We start from the raw sequence: 19,732 nt of genomic DNA, 5'->3' as shown, positions 1-19,732 counted from the left end.
CCATCCAATTCTATCTACCTTCTTGTATTGCAGGAAATACAACATTCTTACGCTATCCTCGCTTGCCCACTCCAAATGTTGCAGAAAATGCAACAATCCGCGCAGGGGAGGGCATGCAAGCCGAGGTGCAGCACAGGTGCGCAAGGCACAGCGCCAGGAGCTATGATGCAACGTGTTAGCGCAGATGCGCGAAGCACCAGCTCCCGGTTCAAATCAAGCGGTACACCACGGCCGCTGCCGCCAGAATGATGTAGGATGCAACAAACCAGGTGTCCCGTCCCTTCCAGGCCAGCAGGTGATATTCGGAACGCGGCGCGCCGATCGTGTAGCCGCGGGACTCCATGGATAAGACCAGCTCCTCCGCTCGCCGGAAGGCGCTGACCGTGACCGGGACGAGCAGCGATACGAGCATGCGCCCCTTCTCCTTCCAAGGCAGCTCCTTCAGATCCGCACCGCGGGCAGCCTGCGCCTTGAGGATTTTGTGCGTTTCGTCCAAAATCGTCGGAATAAAACGCAGCGCAATGCTCATCATCAACGTTAGGCGTTCGGAGGAAATACCCACCCGTTGCAACGGCTTCAACACGCCGCTGAGCCCCTGGTTCAGCAGCCCCGGCGTCGTCGTAAACGTCAGGATCGCCGTGAACGATACCAACAGCCCCATGCGAAAGGCGGCGATCAGCCCGCTGCTCACTCCTCCGCTGTACAACGTCCAGGATCCGATGCGCCAGAGCGCCGCCCCGGATTCCACCGTCAAACACTGAACGACGAAGATAAACACCATCAGGACCCACAGCGGTTTGGCTGCCTTCAGGTAATATTTCAGCGGAATCTTGGTCGACAGCATGTAGGCGATTGAGAATGTGGCAGCCACAGCCAACGCAGGCCAAGAGCCCACGGCCACAATCGCGACCAGGTAGAGGACCATCCCGGTCAACTTGGCCCGAGGGTCAACACCGTGTACCCAGGAGCCGGTATCGATGCTGCGGCCAAACAGCAGTTTATTACGCATCTCCATCGCCTCCTTCCCCGAAAGCGCCGGCTGGGACGAACTCTTCCATACGGCCCGCCGCTGTCCGCTCTGTCTGCAGCCGGGCCAACCGTTCCGCCAGCGCCGCCGCCGTCAGACACGGCGGCTCACCCGTCAAGCCGAATTGTGCCGCCGCCTTATTCCAGTAACGAATGCACGCCGGAATCGCCAGTCCTTCGGCCTCCAGACGCGGCGCCTCTCGTGCCAGCTCCGCGGCGCTGCCTTGAAACGATTTCCGCCCCTCTTTCATCACGATCCACTGCTCCGCGAACGGGAGCATCTCTTCCATCCGGTGCGTGACCACGATCACCGTTTTTCCCGCTTCGCGGTGCAGCCGGGACAGCATTTCGGCCAATTCGGCCCGGCTTTGCGGATCCAGCGTCGCCGTCGGTTCGTCGAGGGCAAGAACGTCCGGCTCCATCGCCAGCACCGAGGCAATCGCTACTTTGCGCATCTGTCCACCGCTCAGGTGAAACGGGTTGCGGTCGAGGAACGAATCATCCAGGCCGACCTGCGCTAACGCGCGGCTAGCTCGCTCCTTCGCTTCGTCTAAGGAACAGCCGAAATTGAGCGGCCCAAAGCAAAGATCCTTTTCCACCGTATCCTCGAACAGCTGTTGCTCCGGGAACTGGAAGACGAGTCCGACGCGGCGCCGCAGTTCGCGCATCGGCGGCGTCTTGCCTCCGGCTCGCATCGTCACATCCAGTACGCGAACCGTACCGCCTGTCGGCTTCAGAATGCCGTTAAAATGCTGCATCAACGTCGATTTACCCGATCCGGAGGCCCCGGCTATTCCGGCAAACACCCCGTCTGCCAGGTACAGGTCGACCTCCTCCAGCGCGCTATGCCGCCATAGGCTGCGCTCATCATAGGCAAAGTGCACTTGTTTGAACTCGATGGCCATCAGAGATCCGCCTCCTCGTCGCCGACCCGTCCTAAGCCGACAGGAAACGGTACTCCTCGCCGCTTCAACTCCTGCTGTAATCGTATCCGGTACGGGGCAATCAACCGGCAATCGGCCATCAGCGTTTCATTGCGAAACAGTTCGCCCGGCGTCAGGTCGGCAGCGACCGTCCCGCCACCCAGTACGATCGCTCGGTCAGATGCCAGGATCTCGTCGGCATCATGAGTGATCGACACCATCGTGTAACGGCCGCTTTGCTTCATCTCTCGCAGGATGGCGAGCAGCTCGCCGCGGGCTTTCTCGTCCAGCATCGAAGAAGCCTCGTCGAAAATCACGATGCCCGGTTCCATCGCCAATATCGAAGCGACGGCCACCCGCTGTTTTTGCCCTCCCGACAGCTCAGCGGGATGTTTGGGCAGCAGATGGCCGATTTGCAGTTTATCCGCATATTCCCGCACGCGGGTCACCATTTCCTCCCGCGGCAGGTTGCGCCCCTCCAGACCGAAGGCGATATCCTCTTCAACAGTGGCGCCGATAAATTGATTATCCGGATTTTGAAACACCATCCCGATCCGCGGGCGCAACCGCTGGACCGTGTCCCGATTCAGCGGGGTTCCTTCCACATCAACCGTGCCGCCATTGACGGCTAACAGTCCGCCTAGCAGCTTGGCTAGCGTCGATTTGCCGCAGCCATTGGGGCCCACCAACGAAACCCAGCTGCCCGAAGGGATACTCAGTGTGATTTCGTGAAGCACGGGATGCGCCGGGTGATACGCGAAGGAAACCTCCCGAAGTTCATAAGCCATTCCGGTTTCGCCCATTTCTCTCTCCCCCCTCAGGTATGCTAAGCACAGGGCCGCCCCGGCTTAAGCCGTTTCCGCCAAAAAGCCTTCAAATAAAGATAGCTTCGACAGAGATGGAATCAAATATCTTACAGCGATGCCGACAGCAATACCGGTCAAGACCCCCATAATCAACAGCATCGGTAAATAATAAAAGATCTTCGACGTATTGAAGTACAGGGCAGCAGCCGTCAACTGCCCGATATTATGGGCGATCCCCCCGACGATACTGATCCCGATCACGCTCAGTCGCTTGCGGCCAACTAGCAGCAGGAACCACATCGCCGCAAAGCTGAACAGCGCCCCCATAATACTAAACAAGAAACTGGAAAAGGTCCCGAATATAAATGCAGTGAGCAGCGTCTTCAACAGTACCATCATCAAGGCGTCCCGGGCCCGCAGGAAATAGAGACAGGTCAGCACCATAATATTGGCTAGCCCCAGCTTCGCGCCCGGTACGCTCATGTTTACCGGAATCACGGATTCGACCAGACTAAGCACAACCGCTACCGCCGCGAAAATCGCCACGATCACCGTTCTTTTTAACATTAGATTGGATTGTTCATTTAACGAGCGCATCGACATCGTCTCCTTCTCCCGAGGATACCACTTCGACCATTAACTTATGTGGTAGGCATACGATCGTCCCGCCGTTCCGGTCGATAAACCCGAAGGTCAGGCACAATTTGTCCGGGCAATCGGCGTCAATCATCTCAATGCCGTAATCATGCACCTTCAAAATGTTGTAACCGTACTCCGTTTGGATGTCCACGGTCTGTTCTTCTCCGGTCAACTGAACCGTTTTAAACAGCTTCCCGTCAACCGTAATTCTCGCTACCCGGTTCTCATTGTTGTGATTGTTTTCACTTGAATTGCCAAGCCATCTCGGTACCAAGAACACTAAAGCGACGGCAACGATTAACCCGATCAACAGGATATCTCCGCGTTTCATGGCAAACTCCCTTATTTTTTGATTATATAAATCTTAGATGAACTCATTATACATGGTGCTTCCCGCGCTCTAGTGTGACAAATATCTCACCTCATGGAGTTTTCCCAGGGTTTCACAAAATCATCACTTTAGTAGGGATTTTATGGATAACTATTGCATTTTTAAAATATTCAAAGTATAATATTAAATTAGATTGTTATGACCACGTTGCAGTTCCTCAAAAGATTATAACTCTCCTTATACCAATCCGGTATGAAATTCCTATTTGAATGACCCAAGATAAGTAAGAATTTTGACGAATTTCTGATTCACACTGGCGCGGTCATCGGAGCCGCAAGGACAATTGAGAGGTAGGGCTTTTGTTGTTTTAGAAACAGGCAGTTTGTTGTAGTCGAGGCAGGAACAATAGGCCAGTCTTCACGTGTACATGAAGGCTTGGATAACAATACGAAGCGGGCATTGGCGCGAATAGCCGATGCCTGTTTTGCTTACACTAACGTTGTCTTTCCAAACAAAACCAAAGGGGTGTGTGAAATGCGCGAAGGTTTGATTCCTACCGTTCTTGGAGCTGTAGTATCCGCTTCAGCCGCATCACTGCTTGGAAGCAAGTATAAGCTTGCCGCTACCGGCGTACTTGGATTCGGTTTGGCCCATATTGTACTGGGTACGATCGACCTCATCGAGCACCGTTAGCATTCCGTTTGGGGGACGGACGACCCGGGAGCACTTGGCTTCCGGGTTATTTTTGTGGGGCAGTCGAGAGTATATTCCCAGCGCTTCCAACAAATAATGGGGATAATCCATAGAGAAAGAGGATTGCCCTATGAAGCTTACGGACCGAATTCGCAACCGTTTTGAGCATGACGGCGATTTTATTATGGAAGAGCATATTCTGGCCGGGCGGCCTGTACAAATCATGGGATTTAAGTCATTGATCGATCTGCCAAAAACGTGGGCAAATCTACAGTCCCGTGTCCGGGAGGCGGACCTTGATTTCTCGCTAGATACCGATTCGGCCTTGATCGTACTCAATAAGCTCGGTCAAATCATATCCGAACCTGACGAGGCCTCTCTGCTTGCCGTAATGACGTCCGGTGACCTCATCATCTGCTATGAGGATCCCGAAACTTACCTGGATGTCGTGCCCGTTCCAACCGCCTTAACCCGCAGCATCGAACAACCGTTAAATGAAAACGTGCTGCAGGGTTCGGCTAGCGCCTTTAACGACGATATTGCCACGAATATCGGCCTACTGAAGAAGGAATTGAACACCGCGTCTTTACGCACCAAGGTCTACGTCTCCGGGAATCACTCGCCCCGAAAATTGGCCTTGTTGTACTTGGAAGGCCAGGTTGAACCGGCTCTTCTCCGAGAAGTCATGGAGCGACTTGAAGCCAATAAAAACCGAGATCTCTATAACTTGCAGCGGGTTTGCAAAGCGCTGGGCTTTCAACCCTGGAAGGCGGTACCCAAATTCTACACCACCGAGTTGCCGACGGAAGCCGCCCATACGCTGCGTCAGGGGCGAGTCGTTCTCTTCCTGGACCGGTTTCCGTTTGCTATGATCTTGCCTGCACTGGTCGGCGACATCTTCATGATGGAGAACGATCGGAATTACCCGATCTTGTTTATGTACCTGATTCGAGGGCTGCGCATTGCCGGCATCATGCTCAATCTCATTATGCCTAGCCTTTACGTAGCTCTCGTTTCTGTAAATCCGGAAGTGCTCCGCATCGAGCTGGCGCTTTCCATCGCCGAGAGCCGTTCCGGGGTACCCTATCCGGCTTTCGTGGAGACTCTATTGCTACTAGTCGTACTTGAGCTCATCATCGTCGCCAGCGTCCGGCTGCCGAAAAGCATTGGTCCGACGCTAACCGTAGTCGGAGGGATTATATTAGGACAAGCCGTCGTCGAGGCCAAGCTCGTCAGCAGCCTGCTTATCATTATTCTTGCGGCGACTACGATTGCCAATTCGGCCGTGGTCGGCTTTCAAAATTCGCTGCCTATCCGCCTGTTTAAGTATCTCACGCTGATTTTGGCTTCATTATTTGGTGTCCTCGGAATCCTATCCGGTCTGGTCATTATATGCGCCTATTTGGCTAGCGTAACAACCTATGGCATCCCCTACTTATATTTCATCAAATCAAAGGATGATTCAAATGGATAAAAGCCTACAAGTTGTGCTCGTACATATCCTGACCCACATCGGTCTGATCTTCTTTATCTTTCCGACGAACATCATCGATAGCACCGAATCGGCTCAATGGATACCCATCCTGCTCGGCTTCCTGCTTCATTGGATCCTAATTTCCCTATATACCAAAGGGTTAAGCCAATTTGAAAGTCAGAATCTGCTGGATATTTATAGCCAATTTGGCAAACCCGTCGCCGTGATTTTCTTATTGCCCCTGTTCATTTACATGTTTATGGTGATATCCGTGACGATCCGGGCGTACGCGGAGACGATCTCCCTCGTGTTTCTGTCCAATACGCCGTTATGGGCGATTATGTTGTTGACCTTGTTGATTTCAGCCTACATCACCTCACTGGGGGTGCAGGCTCTTTTTCGTACTGGCGTGCTCATGGCCCTGATCTTCTTTCCGCTGATCGTCTTCGTCTTGTGCATGTCTTTCCAAAACGTCGATTGGCACTACATCTTCCCCTTATGGAACAGCCGTTTTTCATTTCTTACGGATCCGGATTACCTGGAAAGCTCATTTGCGTTTTTCGGTGGGTTTATGTATCTCGGGTTCATTCAGCCAAAAGTGCTTTATAACCGAAAAAAAGTCATTTGGGGGAGCCTGTTGCTGCTCCCGTTCTTTCTTATCGCCGTTTATATTCCGGTCCTCACCTTTGGGGAGAATACAACCTCTCAATACCATTTTCCGTTTATCGTCGCGGTGGACACAATTGATATCACCTGGCTGATGTTCGACCGGATCACCATGTTCTTTCTGCTCTGCACCGTAACGTTTGTTATGTTGTTTACGGCTTTGACGGCTTGGGTCAATGTGGAAATCTTGAGGCGCTGCCTGCCGAAATCGATCCGGACCTCTTACATCGTTATCGGTCTGACCCTGCTTACGTTTATCATGGGCATCAACATCCCGGATTGGCAGGACGTCGATCTCCTATTTGGGTTGAACGCTTGGATGCGATTATATGTATACCTAACGATCCCCTCTTCGATCTTTATCCTGGGATGGATCTCCCGTCGAAAGGAAGCAACTGCTGCATGATATCCCGTCGTCTTCTTCTGAAACTCGCGATGGTTGCCTGCTGTACCTTAACCCTTAGCGGCTGCTGGGATAACCGGGATATCAATCATCGCTCTCTACCGGTCGTCATGGGGATCTCCCGGGAAGATTCCAAATACAAGGTGTTCCTTGATATCCCGCAAACGAGCGAGAACGGGACCCGTTCCATGCTCGTTACGCGTACGGGGCAAACGATTACGCAAGTAGTCGACGAAATTAGCTCAAATATGGAGACCCGCGTCGATCTGCTGCATTTGAAGGTCATCATTTTTGACCGGAAATATGCCGAGGAAGGACTTACCGACAGCATCTCCAGCTTCATGCGTTCTCGCGAGATTTCTGCCAAAGCGATGGTTGCCATTTGCGACGAGGATTTAGAGACTTTTTTTACCAAGCTCCAGAAGAATTCATCAACGGATCAAACCGTGCTTTACAATTTTTTTGAAAAAAATGCGGGTTGGAGCCCGTCCGTCGCAGTAACGCGAACCTGGGAAATATTTCGCAGCATCCATTCTTATACCCGGGATATCGCCATCCCGATTATTAAATCGGGAACAAGCACGGTCATCGAAAACGTCGGAGCAGCCATTATTAAGAACGGCCGGATGGTTGGACAAATTACCGCGGACGAAACCCTGCTGATGAACGCCTTTAACGAAGAAAGTGCGCACGGCAAGATCGAGGTCATGAACCACGCCAGCGTGTTAATTGTCAGCAACTCCATGAAACACCGCGTTGCGCTGAAGGACGGAGACCCGTACATGCGCAGCCAAATCAACTTAAAGGTATCCGTTCTGGAAACCCGCGGGGGGCCTACCGTGGATGTAATCAAGGATGAACTAGAGACTCTGTTGACCCAACGCTTCAACAAGATGTTTAAAAATATCCTGAAGCACGAGGCGGACATCCTAGGGGTGGGCCAGTATTTTCGAACTCGAATCCCTCGGGACAAGTTGGCCCATTGGCGTACGGAATATCTGCCTCGTTTGAAGATCGATTTGGACGTGAAAACAACGATTCAAAATGAAGGCAATCTGAAAACCGTCAGGGATAAGCCCTTCAAATGAGGCTGCGTTCTACATCACAAACGCAAAAAAACCCCTCCGGCAGGCCGTGAGGGGATGATCCATGATGAAGGCAGCTTATCCGCCGATCGCCATAGCCGAGAAGACAATCGGCCCTACTACTCTGGCTGTGCTATTGTTATCCTGATTTTCTACGATCAACTGATAGTTTTGGACGCCGAGCGGGGCATGTTCTACAAAATGCACGCTAATGAGACCCCAGTCGTTGAAGGCATCCTCCAGCTCTACCAACCCATAGAAAATTTCGGTGCCTGCTCTCCAAATGCGCACCAGGACATTCGGCGTATCTGACAACGCTTCAACACCGATGGTCGCCTTCAGTTCGACACGGTTGGTTGTGGATGCCGGATTGGCCGGATCAATAAATACAGAAACCGCCGCAATTTGCACGCCACCGACTACCGGAATCGGAATGTTCACCCCGTTCGTTACCGGGGTCACGACAGTAGAGTTGTAATCCAAAATCGTCTTTGCCATATCTTCTTCTCTCCTTTACTAGGTTATGCTCTATTCTATGTAAGGGAGATTTCAGATTCCTAGATGATTGCATCAGTAGATTTGACTCATTTTTGCAAACAAGCACGAGGGCGGAGGATAGGCATATGATGGGTAATAAACCTTGGAGGTCAAAATTCAAATGAATGATTATCCCAGACCGTACCCTTACTCTGCGTATTCCGTAGCTTCCCTGCCCCCCCACGCTTATCCTTACGGAGTGAATGCAGCTCCACCGTTTCTTTCCCCAGGCTCGAACCCAGGGATTACTCCCTATCCTTCGCGCTTTGCGTCCTGGGGCGAGCTGCCGCTTCAAGATTACGGGCAACAGCCGTTGGTTCTTAACATCAACCGGGCTGCCAAGCAAAACGAAACGTTCCGCACGGCATTATGGACAGGGAAACATTTTCAGGTTACCTTGATGAGCATTCCCGTTGGAGAAGATATCGGACTCGAGGTCCATCCTCACACCGACCAATTTGTACGGATCGAGGAAGGCCAAGGGGTTACACAAATGGGGGATACACCGGAAAAGCTGGATTTCGTACAAAATGTTCACGATGACGACGCCGTCTTCGTCCCCGCCGGGAAATGGCACAATATCACCAATACTGGCACCGTTCCCCTCAAGGTCTATGTGATTTACGCGCCGCCCCAGCATCCGTTCGGCACCGTGCATCAGACGAAGAAGGATGCAATGGAGGAAGAACGAGTTTAACGAGAATTCGGGAGGTTATTTAACCTCCCGATTTTTTATTGGCTCCTAGGCCCATTTATTAATAATTTATATCCATGCTCGCACACATTTCATAGGGAGAACAACCTACAATCGATTTCTCCTTATTGATCACAATCCCTAGAAACGTTTCCCTATTTCTGCTATAGAAAGTAATATGTAACTCTTTAGTCGGCAAACTTCTTAATAACGTGTCGATTTCACTTTTTAGTAACTCCCCCTGCTGGGTCTTTACCAATATTATCGTTACTCTTACACCGTATTTATAGGTTTGCTTTTTGCTCTCCTTAATATCGATTTCAAACGGAAGCTGCTTCTGTTCTAAGATTGTTGTGATTTCCTCGACAGTGTTGTTTATTGGACTTGGGAAAGGCAATGAGACAAGCTTGTTTAGATGGTCATCAGAAATGGAGATATAAACAGGAAGAGAACGAACAAGGTTATATTGAGAAGAACCATATCCGTTTTCACTTTCTCATGTCGCCAGCGCAGGAAGTAATAATAGGCTATGCCAATAACAATTAGGGTGATAACCCTAGGAATAACAGAGCCATCTTGATGCCGTGAAAAAATGATACCCCCGATCATTAAGCTGCACGATCCTCCAAATAGACAGCTCACTAGGATGACCCAGAAATTTGTTTTCACCGATCTCTCCCTCTCCTCCTGTCACAAATACGATCCTTCAGATGTCTTCTAGGATGTACTAAACAAAATAAAACTGGAGGAACCAATAATGAGGCGAATAGCTAAGATGATATGGATAATATCACAATTGCTAAGGAAACCTTCAAATACAATGCAAATGGATCCGTTGGCCTTTTTTACAGATAGCTTATAAAGAAGCCGAAGCAACAGTCATACAATGCGCTTAAATGACGAAAGGGGAAGTTTTAGATGACAAATTTCATCGCGGATATCAAAATTCCAGATAGCAAACTAGCCGTAGAAGCTGCCGAATTATTGCGCGATCACGGCGACGACCTTTTGTGGAACCACTCGAACCGCGTCTTTCTGTTTGCGGCGATGAAGGGAAATTCGAGTCAAATCAAATACGATGCCGAGTTGCTTTATATCAGCTCGCTCTTCCACGATCTCGGCTTGACACCCGCCTTCCGAAGCCCGGACAAACGCTTTGAGGTCGATGGGGCGAATGCGGCCCGCGACTTTCTGAGAAGCCGCGGCATTCCGGAAGAATCCATTCGATTGGTATGGAATGCGGTTGCCCTGCACACCACCGTCGGAATTGTCGAATATATGGAAACCGAGGCGGCTCTGATGAATTTCGGCGTCGGTTATGACGTTGTCGGGAAGAACTTTGATTTCATTCCGGCAGAAGTGCGGAAGAAAGTCGTCGAAGCTTTTCCTCGCGACCAGTTCAAACACAACATCTTGCATGCATTCTGGGAAGGCTTCAAGCACAAACCGGAAACGACATACGGTACGATGAACGCCGACGTGTGCGAGATGTTTCTTCCGGGCTATCAACGCCCGAACTTTTGCCATCATGTCCTTCACTCCAAGTGGGAGGAATAAGGGGATTGAGTAACTTTCCGGCAGAAGTTTAACTTTAATCGCAAAAACGCGCCCCCCGAGACCTCGGAGGGCGCGTTTCCACTTGCATTAAGGATGCTGGTGAAGGGATTCGAACCCCCGACCTACGCATTACGAATGCGTTGCCGTAGTGACTTATTGGGTGTTATACGGTGTTAGTAGCCCGTAAAATAAGGGGATTTTATGTCTTAGGTGATTTCAAAGTTTAATATATTTGCTTGCCGTTAGAAGTTCGGTTAGAAGAATTCAAGCAGTATATATCTCTTGTTTTACATAAACAATATATTTCAAGCAGATAACACTAACATTATAATGCTGTTCGTTCATAAAAAACCATCTAATTATTTCTTTACATGATAACGCTCTGGCACTGATTCTTTTGTACGATTTAGCCCCCCCTTTCTAAGCATTACTTTGAAAGGGGGGTTCTTTTTATTCCGTCACTTCTTCTGATAATTCCTTTTTCCTTAGATAAATAACTTGAATACTTTCCTGTGTTATTTCATCGTCAAGAATAAAAGTAAGCTCGAAATCACCTCCAGTATTCTCGATCATTAGGTTGCTAAAAATTGCATATCCACTTTCATTTGTTAATACCACCGTATTTCCAACTAATTGTCCCTCACCACGGCTAAGAATAACTTTGATTGATCGACCTACAGCTGGATTTCCTAAATGATCCACTACTGCCAGTAATGGTGATACATCAAATTCACCTTGATCATTTACATATGTCGGCAGTGTATTAAAGTACACTTGAAGATCATTGGGTGAATTGTCCATTACCAATTCCTCATCGAATGGACTTTTTTCTGTTGGCGGCTCTATGATCGGCTCCATTATTTGTTGTTCTTCAGTTGGTTTTTCTTCCGCTTTTTCTTCAGCAGACTGATCTAGATCACGTTGAACATCAACTTCGACTATTCCTATTACATTAGTTTCAATCAAACGGAAAGAAAGAATTTGCTTTCCATTCGAGAAAAATATAAAAGGAATAGTGGCAACACCATCTTTGAACTCAATATCAACTACGGTAGCGCCCGTAGTCGAAAGGTTAGTACTTCCAATCCTACCTGGGCTACCTTCAGCAGAAAACAGATACCCAAGCAACTCGATTTTTTGTAGACCAGTGAAAGAAGTATCTACTGAGTTATCAGGTCCATAGACACTTAACGTTACTGTTGCTTCTTTATTAATCTTTATTCCATGTTCATTACCGGTACTTACGATGAGTTGTTTTGGTAAACTATTTAAGGTTGATCCTAAATAATTAATCCAACCAGTGTTTGTCCAATCCGACCATACACTTTCATCCCGTACCCTTACGCGTACCTGTAACGCTTGGCTCGAAGGCAAAGCACCGTTCACTGTCCAAGTGCCACTGTTCACCGTCACAGACTGGCTTACTTCACCCGAATCCGCTACCACTTCTCCTGTCGCACTCAGAACTTGTACCTGATATCTTGTAAACACGGTCAACGCCGCATCATTCTGCTCCCATAAGATCGATGGGTATTCTACATTCGTTACCGATGGCGATGCTTCCATTCCTAGTGGATACGTCAGGCTCACTACCGGAGCACGGTTCTCTTGCATTTGTACCGGAGTCAGTTGTCTCGTTACTGTGCCGTCGCCTAATTGCCCCTTATTATTTTCGCCCCATGTCCAAATGCTACCATCTGCCTTCGATACCGCACTAAAGTACATCCCCCCTGCCACTGCACTAACTTCTGTTAGTCCACTTACCCGCACAGGAACGGTACGACTTGTGGTTGTTCCATCTCCGAGTTGACCAGTTGCATTATACCCCCATGCCCAAACCTTTCCGTCCATGACAGCTAAGCTCGAGCCATTTCCTGCTCCTACTGCAGTCACTCCGCTTAGGCCGGCCACCTTCGTCGGAGTACCAATTGCTCGATCAGCAGTTCCCCAATGCCAAACCGTTCCATCATTTTTTAACGCTAAACCATGGCTAAGGCCGGCGGCTATCCGGGTAATCCCACTTAGCCCTGTAATAATTCCGGGGGTTGTCCGGTTCGCCGATCCATTTCCAAACTGATAATTCGATCCCGCTCCCCAACCCCAAACCGTTCCGTCACTCTTCAACGCAAGAGTAAAGTTTAAGCCGCTTGCTATTGCGCTCACTCCGTTCAAACCAGTAACCTGTACTGGGCTAGTGCGAGTAGAGGTTGTTCCGTCGCCCAATTGCCCTATGTTATTCAACCCCCATGCCCACACTGTCCCATCACTCTTTAACGCATAGCTACTGTAACTACCGTTATAGCCACTGCTGGCTATGGCAATTACCCCTCTTAATTCGGGAACCTGAACAGGTCTCAACGTAGACGTTGTATTTCCTGTCCCCAATTGACCATAAGCATTATCCCCCCACGCCCACACTGTCCCATCACTCTTAAGCGCTAGGCTATAATTTCCACCTGCCGCTCCCGAAACCACTTGTTCCAATCCCTCAACCTTCACCGCAGTTGTTTTGTTTGTAATTGTTCCATCCCCAAGTTGACCACTAGTATTAGATCCCCAAGTCCACACACTGCCATCTGCTTTAACATAGATCCCATGACTACCCAAGGACAGTGATGTTGCTGTTTGTGTCACACCTACCTTTAGCCAACCTACTGGCGTCCAATCCGACCATACACTTTCATCCCGTACCCTTACGCGTACCTGTAACGCTTGACTCGAAGGCAAAGCACCGTTCACTGTCCAAGTGCCACTGTTCACCGTCACAGACTGGCTTACTTCACCCGAATCCGCTACCACTTCTCCTGTCGCACTCAGAACTTGTACCTGATATCTTGTAAACACGGTCAACGCCGCATCATTCTGCTCCCATAAGATCGATGGGTATTCTACATTCGTTACCGATGGCGATGCTTCCATTCCTAGTGGATACGTCAGGCTCACTACCGGAGCACGGTTCTCTTGCATTTGTACCGGAGTCAGTTGTCTCGTTACTGTGCCGTCGCCTAATTGCCCCTTATTATTTTCGCCCCATGTCCAAATGCTACCATCTGCCTTCGATACCGCACTAAAGTACATCCCCCCTGCCACTGCACTAACTTCTGTTAGTCCACTTACCCGCACAGGAACGGTACGACTTGTGGTTGTTCCATCTCCGAGTTGACCAGTTGCATTATACCCCCATGCCCAAACCTTTCCGTCCATGACAGCTAAGCTCGAGCCATTTCCTGCTCCTACTGCAGTCACTCCGCTTAGGCCGGCCACCTTCGTCGGAGTACCAATTGCTCGATCAGCAGTTCCCCAATGCCAAACCGTTCCATCATTTTTTAACGCTAAACCATGGCTAAGGCCGGCGGCTATCCGGGTAATCCCACTTAGCCCTGTAATAATTCCGGGGGTTGTCCGGTTCGCCGATCCATTTCCAAACTGATAATTCGATCCCGCTCCCCAACCCCAAACCGTTCCATCACTCTTCAACGCAAGAGTAAAGTTTAAGCCGCTTGCTATTGCGCTCACTCCGTTCAAACCAGTAACCTGTACTGGGCTAGTGCGAGTAGAGGTTGTTCCGTCGCCCAATTGCCCTATGTTATTCAACCCCCATGCCCACACTGTCCCATCACTCTTTAACGCATAGCTACTGTAACTACCGTTATAGCCACTGCTGGCTATGGCAATTACCCCTCTTAATTCGGGAACCTGAACAGGTCTCAACGTAGACGTTGTATTTCCTGTCCCCAATTGACCATAAGCATTATCCCCCCACGCCCACACTGTCCCATCACTCTTAAGCGCTAGGCTATAATTTCCACCTGCCGCTCCCGAAACCACTTGTTCCAATCCCTCAACCTTCACCGCAGTTGTTTTGTTTGTAATTGTTCCATCCCCAAGTTGACCACTAGTATTAGATCCCCAAGTCCACACACTGCCATCTGCTTTAACATAGATCCCATGACTACCCAAGGACAGTGATGTTGCTGTTTGTGTCACACCTACCTTTAGCCAACCTACTGGCGTCCAATCCGACCATACACTTTCATCCCGTACCCTTACGCGTACCTGTAACGCTTGACTCGAAGGCAAAGCACCGTTCACTGTCCAAGTGCCACTGTTCACCGTCACAGACTGGCTTACTTCACCCGAATCCGCTACCACTTCTCCTGTCGCACTCAGAACTTGTACCTGATATCTTGTAAACACGGTCAACGCCGCATCATTCTGCTCCCATAAGATCGATGGGTATTCTACATTCGTTACCGATGGCGATGCTTCCATTCCTAGTGGATACGTCAGGCTCACTACCGGAGCACGGTTCTCTTGCATTTGTACCGGAGTCAGTTGTCTCGTTACTGTGCCGTCGCCTAATTGCCCCTTATTATTTTCGCCCCATGTCCAAATGCTACCATCTGCCTTCGATACCGCACTAAAGTACATCCCCCCTGCCACTGCACTAACTTCTGTTAGTCCACTTACCCGCACAGGAACGGTACGACTTGTGGTTGTTCCATCTCCGAGTTGACCAGTTGCATTATACCCCCATGCCCAAACCTTTCCGTCCATGACAGCTAAGCTCGAGCCATTTCCTGCTCCTACTGCAGTCACTCCGCTTAGGCCGGCCACCTTCGTCGGAGTACCAATTGCTCGATCAGCAGTTCCCCAATGCCAAACCGTTCCATCATTTTTTAACGCTAAACCATGGCTAAGGCCGGCGGCTATCCGGGTAATCCCACTTAGCCCTGTAATAATTCCGGGGGTTGTCCGGTTCGCCGATCCATTTCCAAACTGATAATTCGATCCCGCTCCCCAACCCCAAACCGTTCCGTCACTCTTCAACGCAAGAGTAAAGTTTAAGCCGCTTGCTATTGCGCTCACTCCGTTCAAACCAGTAACCTGTACTGGGCTAGTGCGAGTAGAGGTTGTTCCGTCGCCCAATTGCCCTATGTTATTCAACCCCCATGCCCACACTGTCCCATCACTCTTTAACGCATAGCTACTGTAACTACCGTTATAGCCACTGCTGGCTATGGCAATTACCCCTCTTAATTCGGGAACCTGAACAGGTCTCAACGTAGACGTTGTATTTCCTGTCCCCAATTGACCATAAGCATTATCCCCCCACGCCCACACTGTCCCATCACTCTTAAGCGCTAGGCTATAATTTCCACCTGCCGCTCCCGAAACCACTTGTTCCAATCCCTCAACCTTCACCGCAGTTGTTTTGTTTGTAATTGTTCCATCCCCAAGTTGACCACTAGTATTAGATCCCCAAGTCCACACACTGCCATCTGCTTTAACATAGATAGTATGATTTGCAGAACCGATAAGACTTAGTGGTGTTTTATCGTAATATATTCCATCATCAGAGAAATTGCCTGCTTCATCTCTTGCAATTATTTTGAATTTATAAGTTGTATTTAGTGTAAGATTGGAAAAAATATATTCGGTATCTGTTATAGTATCTAGATATACAGTATCTAGATAGATATCATATCCAGTAACTTCAACATTATCTGTTGAAGGCATCCAAGATATTTTGATTTCGTTATAATTCCTTAAATGTGTTTCGAATCCGCTAGGTGTCGAAGGCCTCGTTTTGTCAACTTTGGCATCACCTACAACTTCTTCACTTAAATTGAATACATTATCTACAGCCCTCGCGTAGACATTATATAAACCCTCAGTATCAATAATTATAGGATCTATATAATCCTTCCATTCACCATCCTTGCCTATTTTATATTGATATTTTTGGAACCCACTATCAGCATCCTGAGAATTGGATAAAGTAATACTTACAAATTGATTTGTCCATTTTAATGGGACAATAGTCATCGTAGGTTTTGTTGGATTTGTCGTGTCTACTTTCACTGTTTCAGTATGTATCTCGGAGTCGTTTCGATTCTTATCTCTAACAAAAGACTTGAAATAGTAAATTCCTGTATCGGGCAACGCAATTGGTTGGCTGTACTCTTGAATATTTGATTCGTTAAGATCATAGTATGTTTTGTATACACCCGACGAGTCATCTTGTCCAATTAAGTTGTAGTATACGCCTACTCCATACCATTCATTTACCCCTTTTACTCCGTCAATATGTGAAGTAAGAGTGGGAATCGTCTCGTCTTGAGTTCCATCAAGATCTAATTCGACAGATGGTGAAAGGGTTTGGTCAATAACTCCATCACCATTAGCGTCAACTTCAAGAATAATTTGACCTTCCTTACTAGTACCTGAGGTAAAGACAGAACTAGGAGTTACGTTGATTTCATCAAACCGAACTGTCTTCTCCTCAATATCATCTTCATTGGACCATGTCAGAGAGTATATCATCTCACCATAGCCGGTTCCTTTAAGCCGAACGTTATAGTCCCCTTCTTCTAAGAAAGCAAACTTTGTTTCACCGTCCGAATAATACTCCCCGTATGGAATAGTGGTTTCATATGTATCCGTACCCGTTGGACCAGTGTGATTTCCCGCCGCATCATAAACGTTTAACTCTACTGGACATTCTATTTTTAATTTTAGTGCTTTAGTAGGCTTTGAAATTTTACGAATATTAGGCGCAAGTTGTTCCGGACTTCCTTTTAATATATTTGCAACTTGCTGTTGAACGCTTGTATTTCCAGGTAATTCCGAATGTTCTTCTTTAATGTAATATGATTTGTTTTGATCTAATTTAGATCCTACAGTAGCACTAATTAATGGAACCGTGCCGTCCCCCTGAATACTTTCAATATCAGAAACTGCTCCTTGCCTGTATTCAGGTATAACTACTCCTCCAGGTGTTGGAACTTGATCTCCAATAATGAAATATGAATCTACTGAATTTAAAGTAGATAATATATTTTGATCTTTAGGAGATTGCATGACTTTATAAATCAAGCCATTATTAGCCCAGTCGCGTTTATTTAAAAAGTTCATTGATTCACTGTATGTGTTTAATTTTGTTCTTTTAAAGCTACTTGTTTTCGTCCATGAAAAGCTATCATCAATCTTTTCAGTAGTCAAATATCTTGAATTATTATATGTGAAGTAGTTTTCAGAAGGTAATAGTTGATACGCAGATATAATATTAGGCATGATGCTTTTTATAGCATTATGGATGATTATATCTTGATAAGGTACTCCAGAAGCATAACCTGTTTCAAAAATAAAAGTAGCTTTGGGTGCTCCCAAATACGGAGTCCCAATTGTTATTAATTTGTCAATACTGCTTGCGTTACCTTGTTTAATATACTCAGATGCAACTAGCCCCCCCATACTGTGTGCAACTATATATATTTTACTGTAGGGTGAAGCAGCACGCTCTTTATCAATTCTCTGCTTTAAACTCTTAGCGTTTTCTGTAATATCCATCCGCCAATCATAGCCAAAATTTACAACATGATAATTTTGTTTAGAAAGAAACAGACTAATACTTTCATAAAAGTCAGCAACAGGTTCCCTTGGTTCAACCGCATCATATTCACTCACTCCATTTTCTTTCATAGCAAGCTTCTTAATATTATTAAGAAGCTCGAGATTTTTATTGGGGATCCATGCCTTTACGTTATCAACATATAAATCGGTTCCCATAATCCCAGGAATAAAAATAACTCGGTCTTTATATACAGTTACAGAACACTCTCCTCCGAAATCACTTGCGTCGATAGGTTCAACTATAAATTTATAGGAACCTTCTTCTATCGCATTGTATTCAAAAACACTGCTTAAATTCCCAGAAGAATCATAATAGTCTCTCAACCAAGAACCATTTAAATACACTTCTATCTTTACAGTGTGCGGTTCATCATCAAATCTATAATGTACTTTAATTTTATTTCCAAATCTAACTATTGATTGTTCAGCCCAAACACTTGTGCTTAAAATACCAATATTGTTATCTGCACTTGCCACACTGTCAGTTCTAAAAAGATTCTTTTCACTATTACTGTAATTGGAAGTGAAACTTCCAGAATGTGCAAATGCCAGATTACAGAACGTTGAAATTTGAACTACAAAGCACAAAATAATAGCAAGTATTCTTTTCATTAAGTTTTACCTCTTCTCCTTATTTAAAATTAGAATGTATTGAACTACGGAGTATTTTAAACTTAATACATTTAGAGACTATAAAATGTAAAAATAACTGAAGCAACGAAAACAATAATACTTGCCATATACAATAAAAGCTGTTTTTTCCTTCTGAACCAACGAAGAATCAAATAAAAGATTCCCAAGGTGATTAATAAATACAAGATAGATATATAAAAATCATAAGGATCCCTGTCTCCTAACCCCCGAGTGCTAAAAGCAATCACTATCAAAAAGTAACAGCTAATTCTTCCTAATACGGGAGTCAATAAAAAAAGGAAAAAATTAAAAAGTAAATACTTTATTTTCAATATAGTCCCCCTACCTCCTTTTTCATTCTCGAAAGTAAATATTCTCCAAACCCTTTATAATCCCTTCCTTATTAATCGACTTTTTACAACATAGGAAAAAGAACCGCGCTAGAGCAACTGTCATCGTGGATTGGTTAACTTTAAGTCTTAATTAGATTCCCGTTCTTAAGATCAGATTTTGAACAAGATCATTAAAGAACATCCCAATTTCCTAAAATTCATTTTCAGGATTTAAGATATTCACAAGCTACCCTGCTTCTTAAGGCCGGAATCCATCCTAAAGTAGTTCAGGAAAGAATAAGGTATTCCTCACAATTAAAGTTACATAAGATACTTATTTTCACTTCTTCCTAACCTTCAGGCAGCGTTCTTAAAAGGATCGGGAAATTGATACTAGGTGATAATGATCCGAAGAGCGAAGAGGTATTATAGAAATATAAGCTTAAGGGTATTAGGGTCAGACAGATTTAAATATGATTAACCCTCAATACAAATAAGCGCGTTCTCCGAAAAACCA

General features: G+C 47.0%; 13 protein-coding genes, 1 tRNA gene and 1 pseudogene. 7 read left to right on the top strand and 8 right to left on the bottom strand.

What is annotated here, in order from left to right; all coding sequences use genetic code 11:
* Positions 1–208 precede the first annotated feature (208 nt).
* The 5 genes from MKZ15_RS03210 to MKZ15_RS03190 are packed head-to-tail and all read right to left on the bottom strand — an operon-like array spanning position 209 to position 3,725.
* A complete protein-coding gene (locus MKZ15_RS03210; RefSeq protein WP_339819791.1) occupies positions 209–1,009 on the bottom strand; it encodes an energy-coupling factor transporter transmembrane component T in 801 nt (266 codons plus the stop codon).
* Positions 1,002–1,931 (bottom strand): energy-coupling factor transporter ATPase, encoded by a 930-nt coding sequence (locus MKZ15_RS03205; protein WP_339819788.1) that lies wholly within the window; start codon positions 1,929–1,931, stop codon positions 1,002–1,004. The genes MKZ15_RS03210 and MKZ15_RS03205 overlap by 8 nt, the downstream gene beginning before the upstream one ends.
* Positions 1,931–2,752, bottom strand: a complete 822-nt coding sequence (locus tag MKZ15_RS03200; RefSeq protein ID WP_155608254.1) for an ATP-binding cassette domain-containing protein — start codon at positions 2,750–2,752, stop codon at positions 1,931–1,933. The genes MKZ15_RS03205 and MKZ15_RS03200 overlap by 1 nt, the downstream gene beginning before the upstream one ends.
* Before the next feature lie 45 nt (positions 2,753–2,797).
* On the bottom strand, positions 2,798–3,352 hold the full coding sequence (locus MKZ15_RS03195) for a Gx transporter family protein (protein WP_193416659.1): 555 nt from the start codon (positions 3,350–3,352) through the stop codon (positions 2,798–2,800).
* Positions 3,336–3,725 carry a NusG domain II-containing protein gene (locus tag MKZ15_RS03190; RefSeq protein WP_193416660.1) on the bottom strand — a complete coding sequence of 130 codons (390 nt, stop codon included), beginning with the start codon at positions 3,723–3,725 and terminating at the stop codon, positions 3,336–3,338. Before MKZ15_RS03190 ends, MKZ15_RS03195 begins: the two co-directional genes overlap by 17 nt.
* Positions 3,726–4,259: 534 nt before the next feature.
* Between MKZ15_RS03190 and MKZ15_RS03185 the strand changes: the two genes are divergently transcribed.
* The 4 genes from MKZ15_RS03185 (at position 4,260) to MKZ15_RS03170 (ending at position 8,049) form a co-directional block, all read left to right on the top strand.
* A complete protein-coding gene (locus MKZ15_RS03185) occupies positions 4,260–4,418 on the top strand; it encodes an asparagine synthase (RefSeq protein ID WP_068782850.1) in 159 nt (52 codons plus the stop codon).
* 130 nt (positions 4,419–4,548) lie between these two features.
* Positions 4,549–5,892 carry a spore germination protein gene (locus MKZ15_RS03180; protein WP_193416661.1) on the top strand — a complete coding sequence of 448 codons (1,344 nt, stop codon included), beginning with the start codon at positions 4,549–4,551 and terminating at the stop codon, positions 5,890–5,892.
* Positions 5,885–6,964, top strand: coding sequence for a GerAB/ArcD/ProY family transporter (locus MKZ15_RS03175; protein ID WP_193416662.1), 1,080 nt, complete (start codon positions 5,885–5,887; stop codon positions 6,962–6,964). Before MKZ15_RS03180 ends, MKZ15_RS03175 begins: the two co-directional genes overlap by 8 nt.
* A complete protein-coding gene (locus MKZ15_RS03170; protein WP_339819778.1) occupies positions 6,961–8,049 on the top strand; it encodes a Ger(x)C family spore germination protein in 1,089 nt (362 codons plus the stop codon). Before MKZ15_RS03175 ends, MKZ15_RS03170 begins: the two co-directional genes overlap by 4 nt.
* A 75-nt stretch (positions 8,050–8,124) precedes the next feature.
* Here MKZ15_RS03170 and MKZ15_RS03165 read toward each other — a convergent pair whose 3' ends face one another.
* The gene (locus MKZ15_RS03165; RefSeq protein ID WP_193416664.1) at positions 8,125–8,544 is read right to left on the bottom strand and encodes a hypothetical protein; all 420 of its coding nucleotides are present in this window, start codon (positions 8,542–8,544) and stop codon (positions 8,125–8,127) included.
* A 160-nt stretch (positions 8,545–8,704) separates the two neighbouring features.
* On the opposite strand from MKZ15_RS03165, the gene MKZ15_RS03160 reads away from it, so the two are divergent.
* Positions 8,705–9,280, top strand: a complete 576-nt coding sequence (locus tag MKZ15_RS03160; protein WP_339819775.1) for a cupin domain-containing protein — start codon at positions 8,705–8,707, stop codon at positions 9,278–9,280.
* A gap of 915 nt (positions 9,281–10,195) precedes the next feature.
* Positions 10,196–10,834, top strand: coding sequence for an HD domain-containing protein (locus MKZ15_RS03155; protein WP_339819772.1), 639 nt, complete (start codon positions 10,196–10,198; stop codon positions 10,832–10,834).
* 97 nt (positions 10,835–10,931) lie between these two features.
* Here MKZ15_RS03155 and MKZ15_RS03150 read toward each other — a convergent pair.
* Positions 10,932–10,988 (bottom strand) — tRNA-Thr (locus MKZ15_RS03150).
* A gap of 296 nt (positions 10,989–11,284) precedes the next feature.
* Positions 11,285–18,862 carry a hypothetical protein gene (locus tag MKZ15_RS03145; RefSeq protein WP_339819770.1) on the bottom strand — a complete coding sequence of 2,526 codons (7,578 nt, stop codon included), beginning with the start codon at positions 18,860–18,862 and terminating at the stop codon, positions 11,285–11,287.
* Between the two features lie 548 nt (positions 18,863–19,410).
* Here MKZ15_RS03145 and MKZ15_RS03140 point away from each other — a divergent pair.
* Positions 19,411–19,541 (top strand): annotated as a pseudogene (locus MKZ15_RS03140) (site-specific integrase); the annotation flags it as partial.
* Positions 19,542–19,732: the final 191 nt, after the last annotated feature.

It is taken from the genome of Paenibacillus sp. FSL R7-0216 (genome assembly GCF_037969915.1).
Taxonomy (GTDB): domain Bacteria; phylum Bacillota; class Bacilli; order Paenibacillales; family Paenibacillaceae; genus Fontibacillus; species Fontibacillus rhizolycopersici.
This window is presented reverse-complemented; position numbering and strand designations above follow the sequence as displayed.

Excerpts from the sequence above, each read along its gene's own strand:
- MKZ15_RS03210 (WP_339819791.1), bottom strand. The coding sequence starts at position 1,009 with ATGCGTAATAAACTGCTGTTTGGCCGCAGCATCGATACCGGCTCCTGG.
- MKZ15_RS03205 (WP_339819788.1), bottom strand. The coding sequence starts at position 1,931 with ATGGCCATCGAGTTCAAACAAGTGCACTTTGCCTATGATGAGCGCAGC.
- MKZ15_RS03200 (WP_155608254.1), bottom strand. The coding sequence starts at position 2,752 with ATGGGCGAAACCGGAATGGCTTATGAACTTCGGGAGGTTTCCTTCGCG.
- MKZ15_RS03195 (WP_193416659.1), bottom strand. The coding sequence starts at position 3,352 with ATGCGCTCGTTAAATGAACAATCCAATCTAATGTTAAAAAGAACGGTG.
- MKZ15_RS03190 (WP_193416660.1), bottom strand. The coding sequence starts at position 3,725 with ATGAAACGCGGAGATATCCTGTTGATCGGGTTAATCGTTGCCGTCGCT.
- MKZ15_RS03185 (WP_068782850.1), top strand. The coding sequence starts at position 4,260 with ATGCGCGAAGGTTTGATTCCTACCGTTCTTGGAGCTGTAGTATCCGCT.
- MKZ15_RS03180 (WP_193416661.1), top strand. The coding sequence starts at position 4,549 with ATGAAGCTTACGGACCGAATTCGCAACCGTTTTGAGCATGACGGCGAT.
- MKZ15_RS03175 (WP_193416662.1), top strand. The coding sequence starts at position 5,885 with ATGGATAAAAGCCTACAAGTTGTGCTCGTACATATCCTGACCCACATC.
- MKZ15_RS03170 (WP_339819778.1), top strand. The coding sequence starts at position 6,961 with ATGATATCCCGTCGTCTTCTTCTGAAACTCGCGATGGTTGCCTGCTGT.
- MKZ15_RS03165 (WP_193416664.1), bottom strand. The coding sequence starts at position 8,544 with ATGGCAAAGACGATTTTGGATTACAACTCTACTGTCGTGACCCCGGTA.
- MKZ15_RS03160 (WP_339819775.1), top strand. The coding sequence starts at position 8,705 with ATGAATGATTATCCCAGACCGTACCCTTACTCTGCGTATTCCGTAGCT.
- MKZ15_RS03155 (WP_339819772.1), top strand. The coding sequence starts at position 10,196 with ATGACAAATTTCATCGCGGATATCAAAATTCCAGATAGCAAACTAGCC.
- MKZ15_RS03145 (WP_339819770.1), bottom strand. The coding sequence starts at position 18,862 with ATGAAAAGAATACTTGCTATTATTTTGTGCTTTGTAGTTCAAATTTCA.